This window comes from Ramlibacter tataouinensis (assembly GCF_001580455.1).
Taxonomy (GTDB): domain Bacteria; phylum Pseudomonadota; class Gammaproteobacteria; order Burkholderiales; family Burkholderiaceae_C; genus Ramlibacter; species Ramlibacter tataouinensis_B.
On record NZ_CP010951.1, the window covers coordinates 1499901 to 1512654 of the forward strand.

12 protein-coding genes are annotated in these 12754 nt (G+C 68.1%); 10 read left to right on the forward strand and 2 right to left on the reverse strand.

What is annotated here, in order from left to right; translation table 11 throughout:
* Positions 1-87: 87 nt before the first annotated feature.
* The 7 genes from UC35_RS07235 to UC35_RS07265 all read left to right on the forward strand — a co-directional run bounded on the left by UC35_RS07235 (position 88) and on the right by UC35_RS07265 (position 7394).
* On the forward strand, positions 88-1257 hold the full coding sequence (locus UC35_RS07235; protein ID WP_061503721.1) for an ROK family protein: 1170 nt from the start codon (positions 88-90) through the stop codon (positions 1255-1257).
* Positions 1254-2738: a sugar ABC transporter ATP-binding protein gene (locus UC35_RS07240; protein WP_061497589.1), complete on the forward strand. Its 1485-nt coding sequence runs from the start codon at positions 1254-1256 to the stop codon at positions 2736-2738. The genes UC35_RS07235 and UC35_RS07240 overlap by 4 nt, the downstream gene beginning before the upstream one ends.
* On the forward strand, positions 2719-3717 hold the full coding sequence (locus tag UC35_RS07245; RefSeq protein ID WP_061497591.1) for an ABC transporter permease: 999 nt from the start codon (positions 2719-2721) through the stop codon (positions 3715-3717). The genes UC35_RS07240 and UC35_RS07245 overlap by 20 nt, the downstream gene beginning before the upstream one ends.
* 106 nt (positions 3718-3823) lie before the next feature.
* Positions 3824-4741 (forward strand): substrate-binding domain-containing protein, encoded by a 918-nt coding sequence (locus UC35_RS07250; protein ID WP_227820552.1) that lies wholly within the window; start codon positions 3824-3826, stop codon positions 4739-4741.
* 121 nt (positions 4742-4862) lie between these two features.
* Entirely contained in the window at positions 4863-5870 is a 1008-nt protein-coding gene (locus UC35_RS07255; RefSeq protein ID WP_061497596.1) for a sugar phosphate isomerase/epimerase family protein, read from the forward strand.
* Positions 5871-5899: 29 nt separating this feature from the next.
* A complete protein-coding gene (locus UC35_RS07260) occupies positions 5900-7042 on the forward strand; it encodes a Gfo/Idh/MocA family protein (protein ID WP_061503722.1) in 1143 nt (380 codons plus the stop codon).
* A gap of 88 nt (positions 7043-7130) precedes the next feature.
* The gene (locus UC35_RS07265) at positions 7131-7394 is read left to right on the forward strand and encodes a hypothetical protein (protein ID WP_061497598.1); all 264 of its coding nucleotides are present in this window, start codon (positions 7131-7133) and stop codon (positions 7392-7394) included.
* 15 nt (positions 7395-7409) lie between these two features.
* On the opposite strand, the gene UC35_RS07270 is transcribed toward UC35_RS07265, so the two are convergent.
* A complete protein-coding gene (locus tag UC35_RS07270) occupies positions 7410-8387 on the reverse strand; it encodes a Bug family tripartite tricarboxylate transporter substrate binding protein (RefSeq protein ID WP_061497599.1) in 978 nt (325 codons plus the stop codon).
* A gap of 124 nt (positions 8388-8511) precedes the next feature.
* On the opposite strand from UC35_RS07270, the gene tcuA reads away from it, so the two are divergent.
* Genes tcuA through UC35_RS07285 form a run of 3 tightly spaced genes read left to right on the forward strand, consistent with a single transcriptional unit; the run spans position 8512 to position 11857 of the window.
* On the forward strand, positions 8512-9915 hold the full coding sequence (gene tcuA, locus UC35_RS07275) for an FAD-dependent tricarballylate dehydrogenase TcuA (protein ID WP_061497601.1): 1404 nt from the start codon (positions 8512-8514) through the stop codon (positions 9913-9915).
* Positions 9902-11056: a tricarballylate utilization 4Fe-4S protein TcuB gene (gene tcuB, locus UC35_RS07280; RefSeq protein ID WP_061497603.1), complete on the forward strand. Its 1155-nt coding sequence runs from the start codon at positions 9902-9904 to the stop codon at positions 11054-11056. The genes tcuA and tcuB overlap by 14 nt, the downstream gene beginning before the upstream one ends.
* Before the next feature lie 18 nt (positions 11057-11074).
* A complete protein-coding gene (locus tag UC35_RS07285; RefSeq protein WP_061497606.1) occupies positions 11075-11857 on the forward strand; it encodes a class II aldolase/adducin family protein in 783 nt (260 codons plus the stop codon).
* Positions 11858-11893: 36 nt separating this feature from the next.
* On the opposite strand, the gene UC35_RS07290 is transcribed toward UC35_RS07285, so the two are convergent.
* Positions 11894-12700, reverse strand: coding sequence for an SDR family oxidoreductase (locus UC35_RS07290; protein WP_061497608.1), 807 nt, complete (start codon positions 12698-12700; stop codon positions 11894-11896).
* Between the last annotated feature and the right edge of the window lie 54 nt (positions 12701-12754).

Below are 12754 nucleotides of genomic sequence, written 5' to 3' on the forward strand. Positions count from 1 at the left end.
GCGAATAGCATCCCATCAAGCCCGGCGGTCATGACCGGGCAGGAGACAAACGGCGTGACCCGCTGGGACCAGCTTTCGCGCGCAGAAATGCACCTGCTCCGGACCGTATTCTGGTCGACGGGAAGCTCGCGCCATGCGCTCGCCGACCGGCTGGAGTTCTCCAAGAGCAAGGCCAACGCCCTGACGGCCGGCCTGATCGAACAGGGCCTGCTCGAAGAGATCGGCCTCCAGCAATCGTCCGGCGGCCGCCGCGCCGAAATGCTGCAGCTCGCGCGCAGCCTGGGCGTGGTGATCGGGGTGGACCTCGGCGCCACCAGCCTCGATGTCGCCGTGATGCGGCCGGACCTCGGCATCCTGGCCCACCACACCGAGGATGCCGACGTGCGGGCCGGTCCCGGCGTCGTCCTGGCGCGCGTGCGCGAGCTGATCCGCGAACTGCTCGCGCGCTGCGGCGTCTCGCCCAAGAAAGTGATCGGCATCGGGATGGGCGTGCCCGGTCCCGTCGATTTCGCCAGCGCGCAGCTGGTCAACCCGCCGCTGATGCCCGAGTGGGACGCCTTCTCGATCCGCGAGTACCTGGGCGAGACCTTCACGGCGCCCGTCTTTGTCGACAACGACGTGAACCTCATGGCCCTGGGCGAGCTCTGGCGGCTGCAGCGCAGCCTGCAGAACTTCATGGTCATCAAGATCGGCACGGGCATCGGCTGCGGCATCGTCTGCCACGGCGAGGTCTATCGCGGTGCGACCGGGTCGGCCGGCGACGTGGGGCACATCTGCGTGGACCTCGCCGGGCCGCGCTGCCACTGCGGCAATTTCGGCTGCGTCGAGGCGATGGCTGCGGCGCCGGCCATCGTGCGCATGGCCACCGAAGCGGCGCAGGCCGGCGAGAGCCCGGCGCTGGCGCAGCTGCTGCGGGCCAACGGCAAGCTCACGGCCATGGAGGTCGGCCAGGCCAGCCGCAACGGGGACGCGGCGGCCAACGCCATCATCCAGCGCTCGGGCAGCCTGATCGGGCAGATGCTGGCGTCGGTCGTCAACTTCTTCAACCCCTCGCACGTCTTCATCGGCGGCGGTGTCACGCAGATCGGTCCGCTGCTGCTCGCCTCGGTGCGCCAAAGCGTCTACCACCGCTCGCTCGCCTTGTCGACGCGGCATCTCGACATCCAGTACACGCCGTTGGGCAACCAGGCCGGGCTGGTGGGCGCCGGCGCGCTCGCGATGCAGGAGTCGCTGCGCCTGCATGGGGTGCGGGAATGAGCCTTCAGGTCGAATTTCGCGACATCACCCACAGCTTCGGGCCGGTGGAGGTGCTGCACGGCGTGAGCTTCGCGCTCGAGCCGGGCCGCGTCTACGGGCTGATCGGCGAGAACGGCGCGGGCAAGTCGACCTTGATGAAGATGCTGGCCGGCTATCTCGAGCCCTCGGGCGGCGGCGAAATCCGGGTGAACGGGACGCCCTGCCGGTTCCGCAGCTCGCGCGAAGCGGAAGCCCAGGGCATCGTCCTCATCCACCAGGAGTTCAACCTGGCCGATGACCTGACGATCGCGCAGAACACCTACCTGGGGCACGAGAAGAAGCGCGGCTGGGTGCTCGACGACGACGCCATGCGGCAGGGGGCGCGCGAGGCCCTGGCCCAGGTTGGACTCGACGCCGACCCGGACACGCGCGTGCGGCAGCTGATCGTGGCCGAGAAGCAGCTGGTCGAGATCGCCAAGGCGCTGGTTCGCAAGGCGCGCCTGCTGATCATGGACGAGCCCACCGCCACGCTGACGCCCGGCGAGACCGATCGGCTGTTCGCCTTGATGGCGCAGCTAAAAGCCGAAGGGGTCACGCTGCTCTACATCTCGCACAAGCTGGAGGAAGTGGAACGCATCACCGACGAGGTGATCGTCATGCGCGACGGCCGCTTCGTCACGCGCCAGCCCACGGCGGCGCTCACGCGCCACACCATGGCCAACCTGATGGTCGGCCGCGAGATCGCGGACTTGTATCCGGCGAAGGAACCGGCTCCTGCAGGCGAGCCTCTCCTTCGCGTGCGCGGACTCACGGTGCCCGGTTGGGCGCAAAGCGTGAGCTTCGAAGTGCGGCCGGGCGAGATCCTGGGCTTCGCCGGCCTGGTCGGCGCCGGCCGGACCGAATTGTTCGAGGGCCTGCTGGGCCTGCGCCCCGCGCACGGCGAGGTGGCGGTGGCCGGCAAGGTCGTGCGCCTGCGCAACCCGCGCGAAGCCGCGAACGAGGGCATCACCTACCTGAGCGAGGATCGCAAGGGCAAGGGCTTGCATGTGGACTTCGGCCTGGCGCCCAACCTGACGCTGATGAACCTGAAGGCGTATGCGACGCCGGTGCTGTCGCCGGCGCGCGAGCTGCAGGCGCTGGCGGAATCGCTGAAGTCCTTCGGCATCCGCACCGGCGACCCGCGCCAGCCGGCCTCGGCGCTGTCCGGCGGCAACCAGCAGAAGCTGGCGCTGGCGAAGGTGCTGCAGCCGCAGCCCCGCGTGGTCGTGCTGGACGAGCCCACCCGCGGCGTGGACGTCGGCGCCAAGCGCGACATCTATTTCCTGATCCAGCGGCTGGCACGCGAAGGCCGCGCGGTGATCGTGGTGTCGTCCGAGCTGGTCGAGCTGATCGGCCTGTGCCACCGCGTCGCCGTCATGCGCAGCGGGCAACTCACTGCCACCCTGTCCGACGAAGACCTGAACGAAGAGGAACTCATCGCCCATGCCACCGGCAATCGCTGAAGCCACACCGGGCCGCGCCGCCGCCTGGTGGGGCAAGCTGCACGGCTTCGGCCCCGTCGTGGGGCTGGCGCTGCTGTGCGTCGCGGGCACCCTGCTCAATGCCGAATTCGCGACCATCGACAACGGCCTGAACGTGCTGACGCGCACCGCCTTCATCGGGATCATCGCGGTGGGCATGTGCTTCGTGATCATCAGCGGCGGCATCGACCTGTCGGTCGGCTCGATGGCCGCGCTGATCGCCGGCTGCGTGATCCTGGTGATGAACCACGCCGCCGGCACCATCGGGTCGCCGGTGCTGGTCGTCGGCCTTGGCATGCTGGTCGCGCTGGTGCTCGGGCCGCTGTTCGGGCTGGCCCACGGCCTGCTGATCACCAAGGGCCGCATCGAGCCCTTCATCGTGACGCTCGGCACGCTGGGCATCTTCCGCGCCTACCTCACCTACTTCGCCAACGGCGGCGCCATCACGCTGGGCAACGAGCTGGCGGATGTCTACAGCCCCGTCTACTACGGCAGCCTGCTCGGCGTACCCTTCCCGGTCTGGGTGTTCGCCGTGGTCGCGCTCGCGGGCGGCTTCGTGCTCAATCGCACGGCCTATGGCCGTTACGTGCAGGCGATCGGCTCCAACGAGCAGGTGGCGCGCTACGCCGCCGTGGACGTGGACAAGTTCAAGATCATCACGTACATGCTGCTGGGGCTCTGCGTGGGGATCGCCACCCTGCTGTATGTGCCGCGCCTGGGCTCCGCCTCCCCGACGACCGGCCTGCTCTGGGAGCTGGAGGCCATCGCGGCGGTCATCGTCGGCGGCACCGCGCTCAAGGGCGGCGCGGGCAGCGTGACCGGCACGGTGGTGGGCGCCGTGCTGCTCTCGGTCATCAGCAACATCCTCAACCTCACCAGCATCATCAGCGTGTACCTCAACGCGGCGGTGCAGGGTTTCGTGATCATCATCGTCGCCTTCCTGCAAAGGGGCAGGCGATGAAGCCAGAGTTCTTCCACCGGCCGCAAAGGCCACCATCCACCCTCAAGGAGACATCATGCTGAAAATGACCCGCAGGCTGGCGCTGGCCGCCACGGCCGCCGCGACGATGCTGGCGATGGCGCCGGCCTTTGCACAGGCAAAGAAAGAGGTGCTGGGCGTGTCCATGCCTGCCGCCACGCACAGCTTCATGGCAGGGGCCGTGTATTGGGCCAACGAGGCCAAGAAGGACCTGGAGAAGGCCAACCCCAACATCCAGGTGATCGTGAAGACGGCCGCCAATGCCTCGGAGCAGGCCAACCAGTTGCAGGACCTGGTCACCGTCAACAAGATCACCTCGCTGGTGGTGTTCCCGTTCGAGTCCGCCGCGCTCACCAAGCCCGTGGCCCAGGTCAAGGCCAAGAACATCTACGTGACTGTGGTCGACCGGGGCCTGACCGACACCAGCGCACAGGACGCGTACGTGTCCGGCGACAACACCGCCTTCGGCAAGATCCCGGCCGAGTACATCGCCAAGTTCCTGAACGGCAAGGGCAACATCGTGGCGCTGCGCGGCATTCCGACCACGATCGACAACGAGCGCATGGACGCCTTCAACGCCGTGATGAAGAACTACCCCAACATCAAGCTGCTGGACGCCAAGCACGGCAACTGGAACCGCGACGACGCCTTCAAGGTGACGCAGGACTACCTGACGCGCTTCAAGGAAATCGACGTCATCTGGGCCGCCGACGACGACATGGCGGTGGGCGTGCTCAAGGCCATCGAGCAGGCCAAGCGCAAGGACATCAAGCTGGTGTTCGGCGGCGCCGGAGCCAAGGGCGCGATCAAGACGCTGATGGACGGCAGCGACCCGCTGATCCAGGCCAACGTGTCGTACTCGCCCAAGTTCATGTACGACGCCATCAAGATGACCGGCGAGGCGCGCCTGAAGGGCCAGAAGCTGCCCGCGAACAACATCGTCCCATCGGTGCTGATCACGAAGGCGAACGCGAAGGACTTCTACTTCCCCAACTCTCCGTTCTGAGGGGGTTTCTCCCTCTCCCCTCTGGGGAGAGAACAGGGGTGAGGGGCACGCGCGCCATCACCCTCACCCCAACCCTCCCCCGCAAGCGGGAGAGGGAGTTTGATCCTTTGCAGGAGCGACCATGCCAAGACCCGTCACTCTTTTCACCGGCCAATGGGCGGACCTGCCCCTGACTGAACTGGCCCCGCTGGCCAAGCGCATGGGCTACGACGGCCTGGAGCTGGCCTGCTGGGGCGACCACTTCAACGTGCAGGAGGCGTTGGCGAGCGATGCCTACGTGCGCGACAAATGGGCGCTTTTGAAGCAGCACGGCCTGACCTCGCTGGCCATCGGCAACCACCTGGTCGGCCAGGCGGTGTGCGACCTGATCGACGCGCGCCACCAGGCTATCCTGCCGGATCACGTATGGGGCGACGGCGAGCCGGAGGGCGTGCGGCAGCGCGCGGCCAGGGAGCTTGCGGACACCGCGCGGGCCGCAGCGAAGTTCGGGGTCAAGACGGTCACGGGCTTCACCGGCTCGTCGATCTGGCATGCGACCTACGCCTTCCCACCTACGACGCAGGAGTTCTGGGACGCGGGCTTCGCCGACTTCGGCCTGCGCTTCGGGCCCATCCTCGACGTGTTCGAGAAAGCGGATGTCAATTTCGCGCTCGAGGTGCACCCGACCGAGATCGCGTTCGACATCGCCTCGACCCAGCGGGCCATCGAGGCGGTCAAGGGCCATCGCCGCTTCGGCTTCAACTTCGACCCGAGCCACCTCGCCTACCAGGGCGTGGACTACGTCAAGTTCATCCGCAGCTTCCCCGACCGCATCTACAACGCCCACATGAAGGACGTCTGGTGGGGCAAGGGGGATGGCACGGTCGGCGTGTTCGGCGGCCACACCAGCTTCGGTGACGCGCGCCGGTTCTGGGACTTCCGCAGCGTCGGCCGCGGCATGGTGGACTTCGAGGCCATCATCGTCGCGCTCAACGACATCGGCTACGCCGGCCCGCTGTCGGTGGAATGGGAAGACAGCCGCATGGACCGCGTGCACGGCGCGACTGAGAGCGCGGCCTTCTGCCGCCGGCTCGACTTCAAGCCGGCCGCCGGCGCCTTCGACGCCGCATTCGCGCGGGAGAAGCAGTGACCCAGCCTGCACGCAAGCTGCGCTACGCAATGGTCGGCGGCGGCCAGGGCGCCTTCATCGGCGCGGTGCACCGCCAGGCCATGGCGCTGGACGGCCAGTACGAGTTGGTCGCCGGCGCACTGTCGTCCACGCCCGACAAGGCGCGCGCCTCGGGCCGCGAACTCGGCCTGGCGCATGACCGCAACCATGGCGACTGGCCGGCCCTGCTGGCCGACGAACTGAAACGCGCCTCGGGCGACCGGATCGACCTGGTGTCTATCGTCGCGCCCAACCACATCCACTTTCCAGTGGCCAAGGCCTTCGTCGACGCGGGCTTTCACGTCGTGTGCGACAAGCCCCTGGTGCACACGGGCGCGCAGGCCGACGAACTGGTCGCGGCAGTCCAAGCGCGCGGCACCGTGTTCGGCGTCACCTACAACTACAGCGGCTACCCCATGGTGCGCCAGGCCCGCGAGATGGTGCGCGCCGGCGAGCTGGGCGAGATCCGCAAGGTGGTCGTCGAATACAACCAGGGCTGGCTGGCGACGCGGCTGGAAGCGCAAGGCAACAAGCAGGCCGCCTGGCGCAATGACCCGGCGCAGTCCGGCGGCGCCGGCGCGATCGGCGACATCGGCTCGCATGCGGAAAACCTCGTGGCAACCGTCACCGGGCTGAAGCTGGAGAGCCTGTGCGCGGACTTGACATCGTTCGTGCCCGGCCGGACGCTGGACGACGACGCCAGCATGCTGCTGCGCTTCGAGGGCGGCGCCCGCGGCGTTCTGGTGGCTTCGCAGATCAACAGCGGCATCGAAAACGGGTTGCGGCTGCGGGTTGCGGGCACCCTGGGCACCATCGAGTGGTGGCAGGAAGAGCCGAACCGGCTCACCCACTTCCCGCTCGATGGTCCGCCGCGGCTGCTCACGCGCGGCGCGCCCTGGCTGCACGAGTCCGCACGCCTGGCCGGACGGATACCGCCGGGCCACCCGGAAGGATTCATCGAGGCCTTTGCCAACGTGTATCTGGGCGTGGCGGCCGCCATCCGCGCGCACGCAGGGCGGCAAGTGCCCGACCCGCTGCTGGCCGACTACCCCGACGTGGCAGCCGGTGCGCGGGGCGTGCACTTCATCGAAGCGGTGCTGGCGTCGGCATCGAGCACGCACAAGTGGACGGCGCTGCAAGGCCAGGCGACTTGACGCAGGTCCGGCAGGCGGGAGGGTTCTCCTCCATTGGCTGGGACAGAAGTCCCAGGACGGCGTTGCCGCCCATTGCTAAAAAGACGGCATGAAGATCGATCAATTGGGAAGCGAAACCGCCAGGCTGATTTTCCGCAGCGTGACGCTGCTGGTGCTGATTGGCGCCTACTCGGTGTCAGACCTGCTCCTGGGCCTGGATGGCGTCTGGACCGTCCTGGCGATGGTCGTTGCCGTGGCATGCTGGTGGCAGAGCGATCTTGCCTGGAAGCTCGGGACGAGGCACCTGCGTGCTGAACCCGGCGCACCTGCCGACCGGGACCGTGGGTCTACGCTTTCGCCAGTTGCGAAGTAGCGACTAGCTCCCGGCTCACTCGCCCGTGATCTTGCGCTCACGGACGATCGCGCCCCACTGCGCGGATTCCTTGCGGATGAACGCGGCGAGCTGGTCGCGCGTCGTCGGATTAGGCGCCACGCCGTGCTTGAGGAGATCCTCGCGCACGGCGGGCTCGTTCAGGATCTTGACGATCTCGGCGTTCCAGCGATCGAGGAGGCTTGCGGGCGTTTTGGCGGGCGCCACGAAGGCGTACCAGTTCAGCGCCTCGAAGCCCGGGAACCCCAGCTCCGCCACGGTTGGAATGTTGGGGATGTTCGCGGGACGCGTCAGGCCGGTGGTGGCCAACGGAACGATCTTGCCGGCTTCGATCTGCGGCAGCGCCGTCGGGGGTGCCGCGAAGTAGGAAGTGAAGCGGCCGGCGATCAGGTCGGGCATGGCCGCCGAGCCGCCGCGATACGGGACGTGCGTCATCTCGACGCCCGCGCGCTTGGCGAACAGCTCACCGGTCAGGTGCGAGGCCGACCCGGGCCCGGTGGATGCGTAGGTCACCGCGCCGGCTTCCTTCTTGGCAGCGGCGACGTAGTCCGCGAGTGTCTTGATCCCCGATTGCTGGCTGACGACCAGGATGCTGGGGAAGTGCACCCCGCCGGAGACCGGCGCCAGGTCCTTGAACGGGTCGTAGCCGACCTTCATCATGTGCGGCGCGATGGTGAGCGGCCCGATCGATCCGAGCAGCAGCAAGCTGCCGTCGGCCGGCCCCTGCGCGGTGAGCTGGTGCGCGATGTTGCCACCGGCGCCCGCCTTGTTCTCGACGACCACCGACTGCCCGGTGTTCTCGGTCAGCCGCTTCGCGATGAGGCGCGCGGCGTAGTCGGCCGCGCCGCCGGGGGCAAAGCCCACCAGCAGGGTCACCGGCTTCTTCGGCGGAAAGTCCTGCGCGGCCACGCCGCCCGCGGCGAGCAGGGCTCCCACCACCAGGGCCGCAGCGGCCAGGGTCTTTCGTCTGTTCATCCGTTCCACTCCTGCAGCTTGGGATTTCATCCGATCAAAGCACAAGCCGGCGCGGCGCGCCACGGTGAAGTTCCGCAGCCGTCCGGGGTGTCCACGGACCAGCCACGGTGTAATCTGCGGGGCGATGCACGATGTCCTGGTGATCGGGGGCGGCAATGCCGCCCTGTGCGCTGCGCTGATGGCCCGCGAGGCCGGCGCCCGCGTCCTGCTGCTCGAAGCCTCGCCGCGCGAATGGCGGGGAGGCAACTCCCAGCACACCCGCAACCTGCGCTGCATGCACGACGAGCCGCAGGACGTGCTGGTCGACGCCTATCCCGAAGAGGAGTTCTGGCAGGACCTGCTGAAGGTTACCGGCGGCAATACCAACGAAGAGCTGGCGCGGCTGGTGATCCGCGCCTCCTCGACCTGCCGTCCCTGGATGCGCAGCCACGGGGTGCGCTTCCAGCCTGCATTGCCGGGCACCCTGCACTTGTCGCGGACCAACGCTTTTTTCATGGGCGGCGGCAAGGCCCTGGTCAACGCCTACTACCGCAGCGCGGCCAGGCTCGGGGTCGACATCCGCTACGACTCGCCCGTGGATGCGCTCGAACTGCGCGACGGCCGCTTCGTCGCCGCGGTCGTGAAGGGCGAGCGGATCGAGGCGAAATCCTGCGTGCTCGCCGCCGGCGGCTTCGAGTCCAACCGCGAGTGGCTGCGCGAGGCCTGGGGGCGCAACGAACGCGGCGAATGGCCGGCGGACAACTTCCTGATCCGCGGCACGCGCTTCAACCAGGGAGTGCTGATCCGGCACATGATGAGCCAGGGCGCGGACATCATCGGCGATCCGACCCAGGCGCACTGCGTGGCGATCGATGCCCGCGCACCGCTTTACGACGGCGGCATCGTCACGCGGGTGGACGCCGTGTCGCTCGGGATCATGGTCAACCGTGAGGGTCTGCGTTTCTACGACGAAGGCGAGGACTTCTGGCCCAAGCGCTACGCGATCTGGGGCCGCCTCGTCGCGCTGCAGCCGGCGCAGATCGGCTTCTGCATCGTCGACCGCCAGGCGATCGGCCGCTTCATGCCGCCCGTGTTCCCCGGCGTGAAAGCGGCCACGCTCCCCGAACTCGCGGCCAGGCTCGAACTGCCCCAGCAAGCCTTCATGGACACGCTGAACCGCTACAACGCGGCCTGCCGGGTGGGCCGCTTCGACCATACCGTCCTCGACGATTGCCGCACCGAAGGCCTGGTGCCGCCGAAATCGCACTGGGCACGGCCGATAGCCACGCCGCCCTTTTATGGCTATGCGCTGCGGCCCGGCATCACCTTCACCTACCTGGGCCTCAAGACCGACGCTCGGGCCCGGGTGCACTTCGGTGGCGAGCCCAGTGAGAATCTGTTCGTCGCCGGCGAGATGATGGCGGGCAACGTGCTGGGCGAGGGTTACACGGCCGGCGTCGGCATGAGCATAGGCACCGCATTCGGCCGCATCGCGGGCCACGAAGCCGCCCAGGCCGCCACGCAGGAGGCTCGGCATGCCCTCGCTTGAGGCGCTCACCCGCGACGCCGTCGCCCTGGCCAACGGACAGGCTGCCACCGCCGAGGTCGCGCGCCAGATGCAGATCTGCAATGCCTGCCGGTATTGCGAAACCTTCTGCGCGGTCTTTCCCGCGATGACGCGCCGGCTCGAGTTCAGCGTGAGCGACGCGCACTATCTCGCCAACCTGTGCCACAACTGCGGGGCCTGCCTGCATGCCTGCCAATACGCGCCGCCGCACGAGTTCGCCGTGAACGTGCCGCAGGCGATGGCGCAGGTGCGCCAGCAGACCTACGCGGAATACGCCTGGCCGGCGCCGCTCGGCGCGCTCTACCGGCGCAATGGCGTGACGCTCGCGCTGGCGACGGCGACGGCGGGCAGCCTGGCCCTGTTCCTGGTCCTGCTGCTGGCGGCGCGTGGATCGCTGTTCCACCCACCCCTGGCGGGCAACTTCTACGCCATCTTTCCGCACAACGTTCTCATCACGATGTTCGGGCTGGCTTTCGCTTGGGCGGTGCTGGCGCTTGCGATCGGCGCCATGCGTTTCTGGCGCGGGCAGGCGCCCGGCGCGGTGTCCGGCGCCTCGGCGGCGGAGGCCGCCCGCCACGCGCTGGCCCTGACTTACCTGGACGGTGGCCACGGCGATGGCTGCAACGAGTCGGACGACCGGTTCACGCTCGCGCGCCGCCAGTTCCACCACTTCACGTTCTACGGCTTCATGCTGTGCTTCGCCTCGACCTGCGTGGCGACGCTCTACCACTACGTGTTCGCCCAGCCCGCGCCTTATCCGGTCACCAGCCTGCCGGTGTTGCTCGGCACGGCGGGCGGCATCGGGCTGCTGGTCGGACCCGCCGGACTGCTGTGGCTCCATCTGCGCCGGCACCCGTCGCACGGCGACCCGCGCCAGCGCGCGATGGATCGCGGCTTCATGGTGCTGCTGTTGGCCACCAGCCTGACCGGGCTGCTGCTGCTTGCCCTGCGCGACACGCGGGCGATGGGCCTGCTGCTGGCCATCCACCTGGCGACCGTGTTGGCCCTGTTCCTCACGCTGCCCTACGGCAAGTTCGCGCACGCGGTGTACCGCGGCGCAGCCCTGCTCAAATGGGCGGTGGAGCGCAGGCAACCCAACCGGCTGCAGCTCGGCAGCGATTGACGACAAGGAGCGACCGACATGAGCGAAGGCGTCTTGCAGATCCCGTCGATGAAGGACCGCTGCTCGGCCGGGGAGTGGCAAGCGCGCGTGGATTGCGCCGCCTGCTATCGCCTGGTGGACCTCTACGGCATGTCGGACATGATGGCCAACCACATTTCGGTGCGCGTTCCCGGCGAGGAGTCCTTCCTGATCAACCCCTACGGGATGATGTACGAGGAGATCACGGCCTCTTCACTGATCAAGGTGGACCTGGCCGGCAACATCATTTCCAAACCGGACTTCGGCGCGCTGGACTACGGCATCAACCAGGCCGGCTACGTGATCCACAGCGCCATTCACGAAGCGCGTCCCGAGGTGGGCTGCGTGATCCACACGCACAGCTGGGCGTCGATGGCGGTGTCGGCGCTCGACTGCGGCCTGCTGCCGATCACCCAGACGGCGATGCGCTTCCTGAAGGTCGGCTACCACGAGTACCAGGGCGTGGTGCTGGACGAGGCCGAGAAGGCGTCACTGGTCCGCGACCTCGGCACCGGTGAAGCGCTGATCCTGCGCAACCACGGTGCGCTGGTGGTCGGCCGCACGAGCGGCGAGGCCTTCAACTGGACGCACCGGCTCGAACTGGCATGCCGCTCGCAGATCGCCGCGATGTCGTGCAACACCAAGCTGCGGGACGTGCCTCCGCACGTGCTGGAGCAAACCTGGAACAACTACCAGCCCGGCACGAGGCGGCCCTACGGGCTCATGGAGTGGGCGGCGCTGCTGCGCAAGCTCGACCGGATCGATTCGAGCTACCGAAGCTGAAACACCGTCGCCACGCGTTGCGCCGTTAGGGCTCGTTCACAGCACCGCCGTCACGCCGCCGTCGACAGCCAGGACCTGCCCGGTGATGTGCTTGCCGGCGTCGGACGCAAACAGGACGGCGGCGCCTTTCAGGTCTTCATCGTCGCCGAGCCGCTGCAAGGGCGCGCGATCCTGCAGCGAACCGTCGGACTCCTTCTCGAGATGGGCGGCCGTCATGCGTGTCGGGAAGAAGCCGGGGGCGATGGCGTTGACGGTGATCCCGTAGAGTCCCCACTCGCCCGCCAGGACGCGGGTGAGGTTGATGACCGCCGCCTTCGACGTGTTGTAGGCCGCCGTCTTCATCGTCCCGGGCGCGTTGCCGCGCAAGCCGGTCACCGAAGCGACATTGATGATCCGCCCCTGCCGGCGGGGAATCATCGACTGCTTGCCCACCGCCTGCGTGAGCAGGAACACGCTGCGGACGTTGAGGTTCATGACCTTGTCCCAGGCCTCGATCGGATGCTCTTCCGCCGCGGCACCCCAGGTGGCGCCGGCGTTGTTAACCAGGATGTCGACATGCCCCAGGCGTTCGATGATGGCCGCCAGCAGCGGCGCGACTGCCGCTTCCCGGGACAGGTCGGCGGCCACGGCGCAGGCATCGATCCCTTTGGCGCGAAGCAGTGACACCGCCTCGTCGAGCTCATGCTGCTTGCGCGCCGTGATCGCGACGCGCGCGCCCTGTTCCCCCAGCGCTTGCGCGATCTGCAGGCCGAGCCCACGCGAGCCGCCGGTGATGACCGCGGTCTTGCCTTCGAGATCGAAAAGCTGCCTGACAGTCCGCGTGCTGAACGTGAATTCCTTCATCGAAGTCAGCTTACGCGGTCTTGCTTCGGGTTTACCCCTCCACTTTGGGGTGGG

Excerpts from the sequence above, each read along its gene's own strand:
- UC35_RS07260 (WP_061503722.1), top strand. The coding sequence starts at position 5,900 with ATGGTCGGCGGCGGCCAGGGCGCCTTCATCGGCGCGGTGCACCGCCAG.
- UC35_RS07255 (WP_061497596.1), top strand. The coding sequence starts at position 4,863 with ATGCCAAGACCCGTCACTCTTTTCACCGGCCAATGGGCGGACCTGCCC.
- UC35_RS07245 (WP_061497591.1), top strand. The coding sequence starts at position 2,719 with ATGCCACCGGCAATCGCTGAAGCCACACCGGGCCGCGCCGCCGCCTGG.
- tcuA (WP_061497601.1), top strand. The coding sequence starts at position 8,512 with ATGCACGATGTCCTGGTGATCGGGGGCGGCAATGCCGCCCTGTGCGCT.
- UC35_RS07290 (WP_061497608.1), bottom strand. The coding sequence starts at position 12,700 with ATGAAGGAATTCACGTTCAGCACGCGGACTGTCAGGCAGCTTTTCGAT.
- UC35_RS07240 (WP_061497589.1), top strand. The coding sequence starts at position 1,254 with ATGAGCCTTCAGGTCGAATTTCGCGACATCACCCACAGCTTCGGGCCG.
- UC35_RS07265 (WP_061497598.1), top strand. The coding sequence starts at position 7,131 with ATGAAGATCGATCAATTGGGAAGCGAAACCGCCAGGCTGATTTTCCGC.
- tcuB (WP_061497603.1), top strand. The coding sequence starts at position 9,902 with ATGCCCTCGCTTGAGGCGCTCACCCGCGACGCCGTCGCCCTGGCCAAC.
- UC35_RS07250 (WP_227820552.1), top strand. The coding sequence starts at position 3,824 with ATGCTGGCGATGGCGCCGGCCTTTGCACAGGCAAAGAAAGAGGTGCTG.
- UC35_RS07235 (WP_061503721.1), top strand. The coding sequence starts at position 88 with ATGCACCTGCTCCGGACCGTATTCTGGTCGACGGGAAGCTCGCGCCAT.
- UC35_RS07285 (WP_061497606.1), top strand. The coding sequence starts at position 11,075 with ATGAGCGAAGGCGTCTTGCAGATCCCGTCGATGAAGGACCGCTGCTCG.
- UC35_RS07270 (WP_061497599.1), bottom strand. The coding sequence starts at position 8,387 with ATGAACAGACGAAAGACCCTGGCCGCTGCGGCCCTGGTGGTGGGAGCC.